Below are 16387 nucleotides of genomic sequence, written 5' to 3' on the forward strand. Positions count from 1 at the left end.
AAAGATTATCCACCTCTAAATACTTTTTCAAATGGCAGTCTTCAGCAAAGAAAAAGATTTAACAGATGCGCAAAAAGATGAATTGATTGCAAGAATTGAAGCCGAGCTAAAAAAAGCGGGCATTTATCTCAGCAATTATCACTACAAAGTGAAAGAAAAAGGGGGAACAAAAGAAGTATATGAAATTGGTCCCGATTTTGGCATGAAGTTTATCTGCCCTGACTATAAAGGGTTGATAACTACATTGGAGGCAAGCGCTAATTTCAGACGCGATGATCGACAAACAGTGTCAGGTTGTGTCATGGCACTGGTGACGGATGGAATTGGGTATCGACAGGTGGGGGTAGGTTCATCCATCCATTTTCAGATAAATGAACGTAACTGCGATGTGCATGTTGATTCACGCGGTATTGTGGATGGCACGACCAATTTTTATTCACTTTCCGCCATGATGCGCCATTTAAACGCTGATCTGCTGCCGAGTTTGGTGCCAAGTCTGCATTTAAGTAGGTATACTAATCTGTCACCTTTTCTAAGCCTCAGCACCCGGTTTGACATAATGAATCTGGCAAGGGGTGCTACCGGCGGTGGGGGCGGTCTTCAGGACAAAGGGTTGGATGCACTTGAAAAAATCGGTTCTAATTTACGGGCGGGTGTTCAATTGTACGATAACGGCAATTTCAGGGTTGCAACGGTAATGAATTTTCAGAACGTTCAACCTGAATTATTCATAGAGAAAAAAATAGACGGGAACATTTACCTTACTACAGAAATAGGACCTGTCGCGGATTTGAGCGGAGTGCAGGGCTTTGTGCAATTGAAAGGTAATTGGTGATAAAAAAATCAGGAACGTAAGTTTACCGTTGTCGCGTAGTATTACCCTATTTTAAAATCAGGTGTTTCCACTATAAAATCCTTGAAGTTCAGCCGGTACCTTTGTTCTGTATTAAAGGCAAGCGAAAAAAAATTTTAAACTAATTTTAACTATACAGTCATGCCGGTAAATCAGACAATTGTTGCTTGGATATCAAGTCGGGTAGGAATACAAATCGGAAACGGAGAATGTTGGACAATGGTCGAAACGACGCTGCGGGAATCCGGCGCTCGTACCTCCAACAGCATAATGGGCGCAAGCGGAGTAACCGCCAATGCCGATTATGTATGGGGAACGCCCACAACATTGGCCAATTTAGCGCCGGGCGACATCATTCAATTGCGAAATTATCGCTATTCTGAGTCAGATGGTTCGTATCAGACCCGCCCGCATCATTCCGCAATTGTAGAAGCAGTTTGGGCCGATGGGGTCATTGACGTATATGAATGCAATGTCAATGGATCGCGTCGTGTACAGCAAAATACTCTGTACTTTCAGAATGGTGACGGAATTTCGGTCAGTGGCACTTGGTGGTTTTATCGCCCTATTCCAAGAACGTAGAACCAACAAATGCACGTAAAATTACTCGATTTTAGAATCACGTAATTCCACGATAAAATCCTTGAAGTTGAGTATATACCTTTGTAATGTCAATAAAGCATAACCTAATTAACCTTAACCATGGCAATCGAAAAACCCCAGTTGGGCGGCGTCGTAATCGACGAAGGAACCAGCGAAGCAATCAAGCTTCTTCACGACAACAAAACGGCCATCATCAGCAAATTTACCGCTGATTCTATGAGCCAAGCACCCGTGGAAGGCATTCAAAAACTCCAGGATGCATTTGACCATTTTCAACCGCAGGTTGATGTAAGTCATACCACAGAAGATGGGCAGGAAGTAAATGAAACGCTGAATTTTACCAGCGTAAGCGCCTTTACGGTCAAAGGAATGATCGAACAAAGCGGCTTCTTACAGGAACTGAAAGGCAAAGAAGATGATTTTCAAACGATGATCAAACGCCTGATGACCAACAAGCCTTTCCAGAAATTATTGGCTGACCCCGCAGGAAAAGCGGCGTTTGTAGAAGCACTCAACGCGATGATCCAGGAATTGGAAGACGCTGACGCCGATGGCGAATAACATTTACTTTTTAGGATGTAACTTATAAAATCATACGTTACATACCCCTACCAAATTGATCCACTTTTGTAAAAGATATGCTCCATGGCACAAGAAGAAAAAGTACCTCAATCAAAAGAACTCGTCAAAGAAAAAACAGCTCCCCGTCCCTTAACCCAGACGGTACAGCAATTGGCCAAATACGGTGGCTTTGAATTCATCAAAACCATTGTTGATGGAACTGAAAATATGGATCCGACCAAAAAGGCGCGTAAGGCGATGTTTTTGGAGGAAGAAGATAATAAAGCAGACCGTAAAAAACTTAAAAAGCGCCTTGAGTCCTTTGCTGAGCTGCTCACATCGCACGACAACGTGGCGGATATGATCGCTGATGCCGAACAAAAAGCCGCTTCGGCCGGTGAAACCCTCAAAGCCAACCTCAGAAACTGCCTGGCGCAAACCGAAGAACTCGAACGTTCGTACCGCTCATTGGCGCTGTTCTTTGAAAATACGGCCGAAGAAAAAGTAAAGAACTTAGTGCTTTTCGATGCCGGCAATGACATGACCACCGATACGGATGGTTTTAGTAATCCGACCGGTATTTTTGAGCAATTGGCCAAAGAACTCCGCGATAATTATGACCGTTTTGACTTGACCAACAATTACTCATTGATCGTTGTACCGGGTTGGTTAAAGAAAAACATCATCGTCGATAAATGGGCCGAACTCGCCTATCAAAACAAAGTGATGATGATCACCGATTATCGCCACCTCGACAGCGCTGAAGACGTTGAAGCGATGTTTGACCGCGATAAACTGACCGGGTCAGATGCCTACAAATCGCATGTGATGATGCCCTGCAACTGGGTGGTAGGTCGCGAAGCCAATACCGACATCGGCGAAGACGAACATTTATTTGTACCGCCATCAATGGCACTGGCGGGCTTGCTTTGGGGTGGAAACATTGCCCAACCTTCGGCCGGTTTAGCCAACGGAAAATTGAAAATGGCCAGCGGTACGCGCTTCACCATGCGTAAGAATGAAGTGGCGCAACTCGAAAACAGAGGGTTGATTCCATTGATCTATGAATGGGGGCGGGTGGTGCCTCAATCGGCCAAAACGCTTTTTGACGGCGACAATGTCGGTTTGCAAACGTACAGCGTAGTGCGTGTGTTTGACTGGATCGGTAAGATCATGCAGGATTTCCTGAACCGTCGCACGTTCGAAAACATCGACAACAAGATGTTAGAAGACATCAAAAAGCAGATATCCAAGTTCTTAGCGGAGATTCGCGGACCTGGCAAGATCATCGAAGATTATCGTAATCTGGAAGTAAAACGCCACCCGCAGAAGCCTACGCACGTTATCGTGAACATGGATCTGAAACCGTTTTTTCCCGCCAAAGTATTTGCCATCAACATGACAGGTACCAAAGGCGACTGGGATTCTGAACTGAAACAATAAAAAATATTTCGTGATTGAGCCTTTTCATAAGATCACGGAATCATCCCCAAACAAACACTGATTTCAAATGGGACAGCCTGCAGCACGCGTTGGAGACCCTGCGGGGCATGGAGGAACATTGGGACCTATGGGCGCCACAACGGTAAAAATTGGTGGGATGCTTGCGGTGCGAGTAGGAGACCCGCTCATTTGTCCCGGATTTGACGGCCCCAAGCCCCATATCATGGGTAACGTGATGAAAGCCTCCATGACCGTAAAGATCAATGGCGCCTTTGCCGCTCGCGAAAATGATCCGACAGGCTGTGGAGTGGCAGGAGTATCAGGGGTGGGAATGCCGGCTGTCACTGGCCCGCCCGCACCCGGTGTACCGGGAAGCTTTGATAAAAAAGGGGCTGTGGTTGGCGATGGCGATGCGGGTTTTCTATGGGGGCAAGTCTCGGGATATAGTAATAAAGATGGCGCTCAGGGAATTGCCAAGGGTTCGGGAGAACACATTGAAGGCAAAACCACCGTGGGCGGAGCAACGGTTGCCGGTTCGGCAGATGGCCTCACCGGTACGGTAGAAGGGCACATTGGAAAAGGCTCTATCGGGGCAAGCGCCCAAGGTTCAGTAGTAACCGCTCAGGGAAGTGTTACGGATGCACAGGGAAATAAGGTCGGAGGCCAAGGCGGACTCTTTAATGCTCAGGCCGGCGGTGATATACTCTTAGGCACTGACGGTAGAAGAACCGGGGTGGGCATAGGTGGAAGTCTCCAGGCAAGTGTAGCTGAAGGACAAATGGATTCTACCGGCGTGTATAACATCCCTTTCACTGATTACACTTTCAACGTAGGAAGTACGCTGGGGGGATCGGTAGGATCGGTGGGAGCGGCGGCCAATGCAGGCGCTTACCATGATGCCGCTGATGACCGCTATCACTTGGCCGGAATGATTGACATTGAAGCCGTGATCGGCGCTAAACTGGGACTTGATCTCAGTATTGGGAAAAAAGCTGCTCCTTCCGGCGGCGGTGGAGGTGGCGGCGGTACGCCGGGGGTCGGTGTTCCGTTAACACCGGGAACAATTATAAAAGGGTTTCCAACGGTATTGATCGGAGGTTAAAACAGAAACAGCAATGGATGTATATTTTCCAACGGAGCTTAATGCAGCGGCCATTCGTGGTGTCAGATTTCAGGAGTGGACCAATAATGACCATCATTATAACCTGCTGAAATGTACTGTTCTCATCCCTGATTTTTTGTTTCTGTTTAAGTCGGATCCCAATCCTCCCGTGCCGGCCGTTCCGTTTGTAGATCTGGGGTATTTTAGAGATAGGCCTGAAAACCAAATGCTTGAGATCATTGTCCAAGCCGGCGCCATTCAACACGAAATTTCGCTGACGGACTATTACAGCTATTTAGCTACGACAGGCGGGGAAGAAATTATACAGCAGCGCCTGATCGATAATGATACCGACAAACCGGATCTGCTGCTTTCGAAGCGGTTTCCGGATGGACAGACATGGATAACACGGCGGACGGGCTATAAAGTATGGATGGACAACGGCGCGTTTGTGGTAACAATGAATATGGCCTGCAATCAAAATTATTATTACCAAAATGCTGACCTGTTCTATTACATTCTGTCTACTTTCCGGCCTTTATACACACCTGAGTATCAATTGGCAGAACGATTGAAATTGGTCACCAAACGCTATCCGGTCGATTTTGCCACGTACTTACCCACGTCCTGGCACGAAGTCCATCATCACAACGATACAATGGATGAAATGCGGGCCTGCTTTACCAAAACGTTTAAAAATCAGGTATCAGGCGCACTGACCATCAACGCAGTAAGTATGAAACGATACCCAACGTCGGAAATGGTGCTTTGGGAATATTTAAAACCCTATTTTGACAAAGGACTTGATTTCAACAGCATTCGTTTTCAGAATGCGTCGGTCTTTGAAGGATTCAATACCGTGGCAGACAGTATCAATTTTACGTATCGGAATACTACCCAATACAACCTTACTTTTTACCTGGCACACAACTCAGATAATTGGTTCTATGTAGAGATGTTCGGTTTTGCAAAAGTGCAGGATTTTGATTCCTGGGCCATCAATAAAAGAGCCTTACAACTCTTAATTCAAAACTTCAAAACCGTCTGAAAACGCATGAATGAGCGACTGCTTGATTATCGGTTTTATGGTATTGGCGCTCTTATTTCATTCGTTGCCCTGTTTGTCCTGCCGTTGATCGTTGGAAGTTTGTATTATTACCATGTGCATGGCAGTTTTGAAGGGCTGGATACGGGTAAACCCATTGACGCGCGTTCCAAAGTATTGATCGTCAGAATAGTTTTGGTAGTGATGTGTGTGTTGTTCTATTTTTTATCCATCATGTTGTTTGCTTTTCTGATCGAAAACTTTCTGAAAGCACAACGGCAAATCGACAATCAAAACCACACGACCGTTGCATTTATTGACGCACACAAGCACCAAATCGTTGGTATAATTCAGAAAGTTATATTGGTAATCTCGATCATAGGAATCATTCTGTTTCAGAGATTATACAAAGGACAATAACTTTTTGATCACTCAATTTTTCACTTTTACACAATACAAACAGTCTGAGTAGTTGTACTGCCTTCATTCATGAACGTATAATTGGCGGATGCAGGTAAAATTACCCGATTTTAAAATCACGTAATTCCACGATAAAATCCTTGATAATCGGTCAATACCTTTGTAATGTCAATAAAGCAAATACATTTTTGATAATAAAGAAATTAATCAATCATTTTTCAATTTAAACATTTAAATTCAAAACACTTACTACAATGGCACACAAGGCAACAATCAAAATCGACGGTACTGATTTCGAAGTATTACATTGCTCATACTCGTTTCATCAACACGTAAATCCTCATACCAACGAAACTACTTCTGAAGTATTTGGAGGCAATATCGACGTAACCATCGAAACCCGTAACGCCAACGCTAAGATCATAGAATTGATGACACTTCAACATAAAGATGACATCAACGGCGAAATCAAATTCGTAAACCAAAAAGGCGAAGAACTCCGTACCATTAAATTCAATGATGCTTCCGTAGTGAACTTCAGCGAAACATTTAACCTTGCGGGAGCGGGTACCGGTACACAGACTTTTACCATTTGCTCACGGGACCTGGATGTCAACGGGCAAAAATTAACATTGAAGAGAGAGTAATCTCAGGCCCCGGCTTGTGCCACATTGCGCGACTTCAAGTTTCGTCAATGTGGCACAATTGCCTTTTTTTAGCGATTATCTGTTTTTTTTAAGTTTCAGCAAGTTACATGTTACATCATGGCCCTCACCAACACTTTTACTGCCAGCACTGAAATCACCATCAACGGTGAAACCATTCGGCGCGTCAATCACCTAAGAATTGGTCAACGGTTTGAAAGTCACCACGATTTTGAAATCAGTGTATCGCCGGATATGCTCGCCAACCGATCTATAAAACTAAGGGAATTGGCGGATAAATTTGTGGGAAAGAAGGCCGCGATCACGCTTCGACAAGGTCGATTGGGTGTAACGGAACAAACTCAGATTTTTTCGGGAATCGTTACTTCGGTGCGATTGGTCAAAGGGCAAAGTCAATCCAGCACCTATTTGATCTCAGGGCTGAGCCCCACCATTCAATTATCGGCCGGCGTAACTACACGTACATTTACCCAAAAAGCATTAGGCGATATTGTGAATGACGTGCTTACCCCATTTGATTTTTCAGCCGTCTTTTCACCTGAACATGCTGCTCCTATACCGTACGTGACTCAGTATGAAGAAGATAACTTCCATTTTCTGCAACGACTGGCTGAAGAGTTTGGCGAATGGATGTTTTACGATGGGCGTGACTTTATTTTTGGAAAAGGCGCCCGACAAACTTCCCCTACGGTTGCATTGACGCACGGTACGAACCTGTTTGACATGGAATACGGCCTGCGTGTGACGCCGCTCAATTTTAAGGCTTCTTATTTTAATTATGAAGCATTTAAGTTATTCGAGGCAGATTCAGCAAGTGAGCAGGTAGAGGGGCTGAGCTCCTTCTCTCAAATGACCTTTGATCGGTCAAAAGAGGTTTTTACTGACCCATTGGTCAATATTAATTTCACCGACCATGCCGATGAAAATAGTCTGAAAACAGCCGTAAAACTTAAAAGAAGCGAACAGGCCAACAAATTGGCCGTGTTTACGGGACGCAGTCCCGAAATGGAAATGAAAATAGGCGGGCTGGTGGCCATCACCGAGCCTGTATTTATAGATGGCGTGCGGACAGATACCATTGATTACGGGACATTTGTGGTGACCCGACTCAATCATTTTGTGGATGCGCGCGGGGTGTATCAGGCCAATTTTGAGGCTGTACCGCAAGACAGTACTTTTCCTCCTGTAGATTATAGGATTGTGACTCCGGTAGCCCGGCCGCACATTGCGCAGGTAAGATCAACCGATGATCCGTTGAAATTGGGCCGGGTAAAAGTGCAGTTCGGATGGCAACCGGAAGGCGAAACGACGCCTTTCATCCGAGTGTCGAGTATGATGACAAGTCTCTCAAAAAGCTATTTTATTCCTGAAGTACACGATATGGTAATGGTGGATTTTGAATTTGGGAATCCTGACCTGCCTTACGTTTGTGGAAGTATGTATGCGAATGATCCCGGACCACGCAAACCCGGCGATGAACTCTTCAAAGCGGATAATCATATCAAAGGAATTATTACCAGAGGCGGGAATCATATTATCATTGATGATACTGATGGCAAAGAGAAAATTCAGATCTTTAATAAAGAAAATAAAAACAAGATCGAATTGTCGCTTGACGGAGGCTCTCATATCAATATCAAAAGCGAAGGTACTGTCAATATCAGTGCGGGTACCATTAATATGAACGCCTCCAAAATCAATATGACAGGTTCTGATGTAGTGAATATCAAAGGGAAAAAATCCGTTGATGTGAATTCAGAAGAAGAAGTAAAAGTGGGTTCAGGCAAAAAAATGTCAATTTCAGCAGGAACCGACTTAAACCTGGATGGAAAAAACATTACGATAAAAGCCACCGCTGATGCCAAAGTTGAAGCGGGAGCCAACCTTGATCTCAAAGGTGGCCCTAAAGCAACGTTGAAAGGCGCAATGGTAGAAATTAACTGATCCTGTACTATGGCCGACGAATATTATCCTGTTCCGCCGTCTTTTGGCTCATTGATGAAGCGTCAATTCACCGAAAAGATTTCGGTGGAAGAGTCTATTGCGCAAAATATCTCACTTTACCTTGCTTCTAAACCGAAAGAATTTCATTTTGACCATAATTACGGGTGTATTATTCACGGCTATGATTTTCGTCAGCTAAGAGATACACCCAGTAAAGATCAAATTAAACGTTCAGTAGAAGAGTACCTGAAAAAGTTTGAACAACGAATTATAATCAATAAAGTAGACATTGACATAACGGATGTAGAAGAAAAAGTAGAAGGCGGAAGCCCGCGTATTTGCCGTTATATTCAGATCATTATAGCAAGCACGCTCGTTCAGACGCAGGAGCGATTGAAAGATATGAAGTTTCGATTGGTGAGGTATTCATAATCTTCAGGCAAACAATATATAAATGAGATGGGACAGTTTTTTGGTGATGGCCCTGCTGATGAAACAAACCGATCAGTAATCGCTTTTTATAGGGAAAAGCGTGATTTATTGCTGTCCGAGGCGACTGAGTATACCAAGAATTTTAAAGCTATTCCACTCATTGTTGCAAAAACTCTTGTGGAGGCTGAGACGCGTATTGCACCGCTGCTTAAATCAAATCCCGGCGATGCTGTCAGTGATGAAGAACTCGAATGGCTTGGGGCATGGACGGATAGAGTTGATCAGGCAATGGAGGAGTCCGATAAAATAAAGGAAAGTGAAGTACTGGCAAACATTCGCCAAACCTACGATGATACTCAAAAGTTTATCAGAAAGTCGCAGGCGGCACTCCCTGAAATGAAAGAAATGCAGCGTTCAGATTTCAGGAAAAGCAATGAAAGCCATTTAAAACAACTTGCGTTTGAATATGCCACGATTTTGGATTCGTTACTGGTAGCTCAAAGTTGGGTTGCAGATGCCTCAACAACCATGAGAGAAATCAGTTATCTGGGAACTACTTTACGAACGCAGGCTACCATGCACGGTTGGAAAAACCCTAATTCATTTATGGTTGAATTACAAAACAAAAGAATAGGTAAGGTTTTACGTTCGTTGGAAATACTCAATAAACTCATAGCCATCTGGCAGATAGGCGATGGCGCAAAATCATTTTTAGGGGGCGGAAAAACGACAATGGATACGGCATTGTCGGGTGTGAGCTTTTCGGCGACGATTGCCAGCGCGGGAGGCACCCTCTTGGGTGCTTCGGGCGTTTTTTCACTGTATAACAATCTTTATATAGGACCAATGGTCAGCAGGATCGTGAGTAAAATTGATGAATTGAAAGACCTGATTTCAACGCGTCAAAATCGCCCTATGATCCAAATGGGTAAATTGGATTGGGTAGATTGGAGTATTGAACCCGGAGGAAGGGAAATGTATGAATATATGTATCAACTAAAAACGGCCACCTCTACTCAGAGCCTTCCGCCAATGCCGGCATCGGTGCGTAAATATTTCTCAAAATACAGTGATGAATTTGATGCGGGCACTAAAGGGATCGACTATGATGATAATCCATATACTCCACGCATAGACCTTAACTACAGTGATTTGGATGATAAAGGAGCTTGGGTAAGAATGAATTTTGAAGATATATGGGCAATGCTTTATGGGAACTTGTAGGATAGATATTTACCGGTAAACTGAAAAAATGGAACCCAAACGATATAAAACGCGTGAGCACATCCGAAGCGAAATGATTCGGGAAATTGCGCGTTTGTGGCATTATGACGAAAGCGATCTGGCCATTGAGAGTTTCGACCCTCTGGTGGGAATGCTGTTGGGAGCGTTTGCGACAGGCCTTGAAAATGTGCATCACGAACTGGATAATTCGCGTAGCCGGGTAGTTCAGCGGTTGGCGCATTTGCTTACTCCCGAGGTGCTTACGGGGCCGCAGCCCGCTCACGCCATGATGAAAGTGGGTATCCTTGATCCTTTCTTCGATGTATTACCCGAGCATACATTTAATTGCGCTATGGCGGGCAAAGAGTTCTTCTTCTCGTCGGTGGGTCAATACACGTTGCATAATTTGCGATTGAATACGGTGATCATCCAAAGTCGTATTCGGGAAATGGGCATGGGAGGAGCGCCGCGTGAGTTCTTTATGGATCAGGCGTTGCCGTCGGATGAAGTCTGGATCGGACTATCGTTAAATGAAGATCTGGAAACACTTGATGATCTTTCGCTCTTTTTTGATTGGCGTAATGACCCTTCGCGCAGTACTCACCTCAGTCGTTTATTGGATGTCCGGATGTTTACCGATACGGAAGAACTTCAGGTTTCGCATGGATTGGTCAATAAAAAGCCTTTTGATGGTCTTTCCAATGAATTGGGGGCTTCGGCTCGGATCGAACGCACCATCCAACGCCAATATGATGCCCATGTATTGAGCATCAGCAGCCGTAATAGACAAACGGGACAGGAGATCCCGATCCAAAATCAAAAGAAAAAATATCCCGAGGCCATCAGCACCTTTTTGCGCCCTGATGAACTTCAACGGTATTTTGTACAGGAATTATTTTGGATAAAGATCAAGTTTCCGGGAGGATTGTCGCCTGAGATACTTTCGCGGATGTACTTGGATGTGAACGCCTTTCCGGTGATGAATCGCCGGGCGGTTACTAATTTTCAGGAATTAAGATCATTATTCAATGTATTTCCTATTCGTACCGAAGAGACCGATTTCTTTCTCGATATGATTGAGGTAGAGACTCCGGCGGGGATAAAGTTGGCCAATGTGCAGCAATTTAATCGGGACAATAACAATCAATATTTGTTGCGTCAGGGAGGTGTTGCTCGCTTTGACGAACGGGATGCTTCCGAAATATTGTCGTATTTGGTAGACCTGCTTCGTGACGAAGGAGCCATGTTTATGGCGCTGGGGAGGGGTGAAATAGAAAGTGATGTAGAGGAAATTCGCAAACGACTGGAACGGATCAGTAATATCATTAAGAAAGATAATTTCCAAAATTGGTTCATCAGCGCCAAAACCGGCGAAAAAAGCGGACGGCTCAATGTGCGCTATTGGACGACCAAAGCTGATGCGGCAAACAACCTCGCTTTTGGCACCAGATTGATGCGTGACCGTAGCAATATTGCCTTTACGGATGAAGTAACGATGTTGCTCACCACCACAAAAGGAGGCCAACGACCGCTTCAGGGAGACGATAACTTGCCTGTTTTTAAAAAAGCGATTCTTACTCGCGGGCGTGCTGTAACGATGGAAGATTACAAAGCCGTTTGTTTTGCAGAACTGGGAGATAAGTTAAAACGGGTAGAGATAACTAAAGGATTCACCATGGGAGCCTCTCAATACCAAGGCTTACAACGGACGTTGGACATTAATCTGATTCCTAATCCGGCAAAGCCGCTGCCGCCTGAACAATGGTCTGAGTATAGTTTACGAATCAAGCATCTTTTGGAAGAACAATCATCAGGGATACTGCCCATTCGAATATTGGTAAACGGCACCTCATCGTAGGGGCAGGCCTTGCGTCTGCCCGGTATTCACATTTACCAAAGTAGAGATAAACCGTATTTTTCTAAGACAACCCCACTGATAAATGCCGACCGAAGAACTCAAAATAGTGCTGGATCAACTACCCGTCAGACGTCTGCGGGTGGAAGCAATCGTTGATGAATTGATTGAGAGTGGGTTTTGTCGGAAAGAAGAAATCGTTATTTATCCCGAACGTTCGTCGGCGTATTTTTACGAACGGGATGTTGCAGATATAGAAGAAGTTTTCAACGAACTGAGCGGTACTTCCTGGTATCGGGTCAATACACCCCGCGATGGATTGTACGATACATTGCCCGAACGCCTTTTCCACCGCCCCACGGGGCGTAACAAAACAGATGAGCAATGGGATGAGATCCGCGCCGAAGAAGAACAGCAGGAAGACGAAGCCCGACAGTTTTTTTTACCGTTCGACAATGCCATCACGCATCAGCGGGTACGGATCGAGCAGTTTGAAAAACAAGCGTTAGCGGGTCAGGATAAGGGATTTTTGAAGGAGTTTTTGGCCATTTTTTGGCCTGAAAGTGCAGATTTGGCACTGACCGACAACCAAGAGGCCTCGTTGTTTCAAATAACAACCATTGCCCACAAAGCGGCCGGTAATTTGGTTTGGATGCAGGATTGTTTTGAGCAAATGTTGGGCGAACCCGTTGAACTTACTTACGAATCCCTATTTCAATGGTTGCCCGTAGAAACATCGTTCATGCCTTTGGGAGAAGCGTCGTTGGGAGTAGATACCGTTATTGCAACTCCTTCGTTGGGCGATCAACCGCTTTGTTTGAAAGTTACGATAGGACCGTTGGACGCATTCAAAATGAAAGAGTATGTACCTAACGGTAAAAGTAGAGAAATCGTTGATTTTCTGGCGAGCTTACTGATTCCGATTGAGCTGGATTGGCGCTTGGAATTATTGACCCCAAGATCAACGGAAGGATTTCAATTAAATCCACAGGGTCAGGGTGCTCTATTAGGATTTACTACGGTTTTATGAGTATTTTTAGTGAAAAATGCGCCAATGACTCATCATCAACGTTTAGGTTTGTCAGTGTAAATTAAGTTTTAAAGAATCAATCAATAGCAGGAATGTCGTCAACAATACTTACACTTTTAATTGGAAACATTGTCTTTGGAATAGCCAATTTAGGAATTGTTGCTTATCTGAAATCAACAGCCATTTTTTCCAAAAAATTGTTGATGCATGCGCTCATCGTTTTTGCGTTGTTTACTGCATTAGGCGCTATTGTCAGTCAAATATCATCGCTTTCATTGGGCTTTATTGTATTTGAAACGGGAGCATTGATCTTAGGAGTTGTCTTTTTACTGACGGCCTACAAAACCTTTTCGTCTTGGCTTTTGCGCAAAGAGTTTGCGCCGGGATTTTGGTTGTGTGTCTCGCTCATGTTTTTCGGAATGGCAGGGTTTATTCTTTCTTACTCTCTCATTTCCAAACAAACAGGAATGTTGAGCCCGTATCTTTCGTTGGGGGCTTTACGGTATTTATTGCCCTATTTATTTATAAAATCGTATGATTTTTGGACAGCCATTCCGCCCAATGTATATAAAAAGTGGTATTATCCGGTCACGTCAAGAGTGCCGGGGATAGAATTGCGTAATACTATGCGGGTAAAAGTCAGAATCAGTAAAAAACCCAATGACCCTACGTGGGAAGGACACGAGTTTGAAGCGCCCAAAGACCGAACCTTGGGCGAATGGCTCCATTATATGATGAATTTATACAACACCAAAGTTGACCCCAACAATCCTATTCTGTTTGAAGATGTTCAAACGGGGCGGGCCGTTGGTTGGGTTTTTTACACGTCCTCGTTTTGGGGATTGTTTAAAAAATACCTTGATCCTGAAAAAACATTTATACAAAACAACGTAACCACGAGCACACCGATCAATGCACGTAGTTATACTGATTAAACGTACGTATGGCAACTCCAACTTCTAAGCATTTACCGATCAACTGGGTGGACGGGATGAAGATCACGAAAGATCACCTGTTGGGCAGTGATTTGGCAGCAATCGACGCAATGTGCGATGTTGCCCGTACGCACTTAAACGCGCATACGTATGGCCTCTTGCCTTCCGACGACGGCAAGGTTTGTCAACTGAGTCAAAACGGTAATGAGCTCACGCTTCCGTTTTGCAGAGCTGTAACCCCCGGCGGTGTCCGCATTGAATTTCCTGCGTATGCCGGCCAGCCCTCACTAACGTGTTCTTTATCAAGCATTCAGAACGAATTGCTCAATGAGCGCAGCACGGAGTTTTATGTATTACTTATTATAGACCCTACCGGTGTGGTGCCGTTTGGCGAACCTGATCCCAGAGAATCCCCTTTGCGGTTGCCTTATTGGATGCCGTCAATTCGATTGGCGGTGGCTACGGCGGAGCATATCAGGCACAACACCTCCGGTATTCATCATTTAGTGGTAGGAAAGCTTAAAAAAGTAAACCAACAATTTAATTTGCTGTCGGAGTGGGAATATGTGCCGCCGTGCATGAATATCGGCTCACATCCAACATTGATGTGGTATTATGACCATTTTGACGCCTTGATCGGGCAGATTGACAAAAATGCCGAAACCACCGTGCAGAACGTCTATCTAAAAGCGCAGGATGATTGGTCAAAAAATGTAGGGATATTGGCCCAGAAGGTAATTTTGCACATTGCTGATTCCTACGACCAGTATCGGTTGATCCTCAATGAATCATCGCCTGCGTATTTTGTGGAGTATTTTGCGCGCTTTGCCCGGGTATTTATGGGCACCTTGCGGTGTTTACCTCAGCGCAACAAAGAATACATGTACAACTATTTTGGGCAACGATTTGGGGTAACTCAGGCATCGTTTGAAGCAAAGCTTAACTTGTTGGTCAAGATCCAATACAATCACAACGATGTGGTTCCTACGTTTACATTGATCAAGGATTTTCTGGATAATCTAAATGCCATCTTTAACGAATTGAGCGGATTGGAATACGTTTACAAGGGCGACAGCGACGGCGGCTACCGAGGCCGTGAGCAATATCGTTAGTAAATCGTTTAACAAAGAGTTTTCAGTGCCTGTAAATTGCCAACTATTGACTAAAGCATGAGTCCTTTCTTAAAATATCTTCTGGTTAGTTTGCTGTTTTTTGTATTGTTGACAGCCATAAGCTATCGTTTCCTAAAGCCGCGCTCGGCGGGAAAAACGGCGCTTTCTTCCCAAACAGAAGCGCAGTTTACGACCGACGCTCAGTTGCTGGATACACTTTATCGTTCATTCAAATTGGCGATCAAAGGAACAGATCAAAGTATTTTGGCACAAACAAAAGGTAATTTGCAAGGGCGGTTGAGCGAAATGCAAAAACGTCCTGCGGCGGCTACGTCGTTGGATACGGTTTTTAGACGAGTGATCCGGAATTATTATTCGTTGATCAAAGTAAACGAAGAAGCGGTAACCAATCAAAAAGACCTTGTGACAAAAAAGCAGGCGTATAAAGACCAAATTGAGCAATTGACGCAGTCGAATCAGCTCATTCGTCAGCAGATCATGATCATCTCTTCCCAACCTCCACCACCTCCGCCCGTTGCTCCAACCAAATAAAAGTTGAATGAATAAAGGTTAAGAGTGTAAAGCAGTTGTTCATGAAATACAATTAATTTTCTCATTTATGACTTTCTGCTTCTGAAATCCCACTTTTTTAAAAAATATGAAATCCCTCAATAGTGAAATACGAAGTTCCCGCATCTTATACTTCTGGGTTTGTTACGCAGGAGTTGTTGCTTTGTTGGGCATTTCAATTTACCTCAATTTGCGTAAAATTCCTGAACTGGCGCTTGAACGAAACCAGTCGACCGAAACGGAGATTAAAAATTTCCTGGTCGAAACCGGCCGTTTAGACGACTATATCCGAGGGCTTACCAAATCACAAAACCTTTCGGCGGGTCAATTGCAAACCATATTTGGGTTTATTACCCAACTTCAATTGCATTATAACAAACCGCTGTTTAGTGCGGTGTTGAAAAGTTATGAGGCTTTTGTAAAAGATCTGGGAAATGCCCGAACGATACAGGACGATGAATGGAAACAACTTACGGCCAAATACAGCCAGTTGGTTCAGGAAAAACAACAACTTGACCTGCAACTCCAACAGCTTCAACAGCAACGCGCTCAACAATAGATCACGTTTTTGAGTGAAATTTATTTAATCGGCA

General features: G+C 44.3%; 17 protein-coding genes. All 17 read left to right on the forward strand.

The features are described from left to right. Positions 1 to 31 precede the first annotated feature (31 nt). The 17 genes from ACQY73_RS32405 to ACQY73_RS32485 all read left to right on the forward strand — a co-directional run bounded on the left by ACQY73_RS32405 (position 32) and on the right by ACQY73_RS32485 (position 16353). Positions 32 to 835: a hypothetical protein gene (locus ACQY73_RS32405; RefSeq protein ID WP_428658411.1), complete on the forward strand. Its 804-nt coding sequence runs from the start codon at positions 32 to 34 to the stop codon at positions 833 to 835. A 159-nt stretch (positions 836 to 994) separates the two neighbouring features. Then, on the forward strand, positions 995 to 1435 hold the full coding sequence (locus ACQY73_RS32410) for a hypothetical protein (protein WP_428658412.1): 441 nt from the start codon (positions 995 to 997) through the stop codon (positions 1433 to 1435). Between the two features lie 120 nt (positions 1436 to 1555). After that, a complete protein-coding gene (locus tag ACQY73_RS32415; protein WP_428658414.1) occupies positions 1556 to 2017 on the forward strand; it encodes a hypothetical protein in 462 nt (153 codons plus the stop codon). Positions 2018 to 2101: 84 nt separating this feature from the next. After that, positions 2102 to 3460 carry a phage tail sheath C-terminal domain-containing protein gene (locus ACQY73_RS32420; RefSeq protein WP_428658416.1) on the forward strand — a complete coding sequence of 453 codons (1359 nt, stop codon included), beginning with the start codon at positions 2102 to 2104 and terminating at the stop codon, positions 3458 to 3460. Between the two features lie 67 nt (positions 3461 to 3527). After that, positions 3528 to 4562 (forward strand): PAAR domain-containing protein, encoded by a 1035-nt coding sequence (locus ACQY73_RS32425; RefSeq protein ID WP_428658417.1) that lies wholly within the window; start codon positions 3528 to 3530, stop codon positions 4560 to 4562. 13 nt (positions 4563 to 4575) lie between these two features. Further along, positions 4576 to 5610, forward strand: coding sequence for a hypothetical protein (locus ACQY73_RS32430; RefSeq protein ID WP_428658419.1), 1035 nt, complete (start codon positions 4576 to 4578; stop codon positions 5608 to 5610). A gap of 6 nt (positions 5611 to 5616) precedes the next feature. Next, complete coding sequence (locus tag ACQY73_RS32435) at positions 5617 to 6027, forward strand: hypothetical protein (RefSeq protein WP_428658421.1); 411 nt, start codon at positions 5617 to 5619, stop codon at positions 6025 to 6027. Positions 6028 to 6281: 254 nt separating this feature from the next. After that, entirely contained in the window at positions 6282 to 6674 is a 393-nt protein-coding gene (tssD, locus tag ACQY73_RS32440) for a type VI secretion system tube protein TssD (RefSeq protein ID WP_428658423.1), read from the forward strand. Positions 6675 to 6791: 117 nt separating this feature from the next. Beyond that, positions 6792 to 8636: a type VI secretion system Vgr family protein gene (locus ACQY73_RS32445; protein WP_428658425.1), complete on the forward strand. Its 1845-nt coding sequence runs from the start codon at positions 6792 to 6794 to the stop codon at positions 8634 to 8636. A gap of 9 nt (positions 8637 to 8645) precedes the next feature. Continuing rightward, positions 8646 to 9068, forward strand: a complete 423-nt coding sequence (locus tag ACQY73_RS32450; protein ID WP_428658426.1) for a GPW/gp25 family protein — start codon at positions 8646 to 8648, stop codon at positions 9066 to 9068. 27 nt (positions 9069 to 9095) lie between these two features. Next, entirely contained in the window at positions 9096 to 10292 is a 1197-nt protein-coding gene (locus tag ACQY73_RS32455) for a hypothetical protein (protein ID WP_428658427.1), read from the forward strand. Positions 10293 to 10320: 28 nt separating this feature from the next. Continuing rightward, the gene (locus ACQY73_RS32460) at positions 10321 to 12150 is read left to right on the forward strand and encodes a hypothetical protein (protein ID WP_428658429.1); all 1830 of its coding nucleotides are present in this window, start codon (positions 10321 to 10323) and stop codon (positions 12148 to 12150) included. 82 nt (positions 12151 to 12232) lie between these two features. Continuing rightward, positions 12233 to 13177, forward strand: a complete 945-nt coding sequence (locus ACQY73_RS32465; RefSeq protein ID WP_428658431.1) for a type VI secretion system baseplate subunit TssG — start codon at positions 12233 to 12235, stop codon at positions 13175 to 13177. 92 nt (positions 13178 to 13269) lie between these two features. After that, a complete protein-coding gene (locus tag ACQY73_RS32470; protein ID WP_428658433.1) occupies positions 13270 to 14112 on the forward strand; it encodes a TssN family type VI secretion system protein in 843 nt (280 codons plus the stop codon). Positions 14113 to 14120: 8 nt separating this feature from the next. Then, on the forward strand, positions 14121 to 15224 hold the full coding sequence (locus ACQY73_RS32475; protein WP_428658435.1) for a hypothetical protein: 1104 nt from the start codon (positions 14121 to 14123) through the stop codon (positions 15222 to 15224). A gap of 57 nt (positions 15225 to 15281) precedes the next feature. Further along, positions 15282 to 15776, forward strand: a complete 495-nt coding sequence (locus ACQY73_RS32480; RefSeq protein WP_428658436.1) for a hypothetical protein — start codon at positions 15282 to 15284, stop codon at positions 15774 to 15776. 106 nt (positions 15777 to 15882) lie between these two features. Further along, positions 15883 to 16353 carry a hypothetical protein gene (locus tag ACQY73_RS32485; protein WP_428658438.1) on the forward strand — a complete coding sequence of 157 codons (471 nt, stop codon included), beginning with the start codon at positions 15883 to 15885 and terminating at the stop codon, positions 16351 to 16353. Positions 16354 to 16387 lie beyond the last annotated feature (34 nt).

Origin of the sequence: Runella sp. (genome assembly GCF_965279615.1) — a bacterium.
In the GTDB taxonomy this organism is placed as follows: domain Bacteria; phylum Bacteroidota; class Bacteroidia; order Cytophagales; family Spirosomataceae; genus Runella.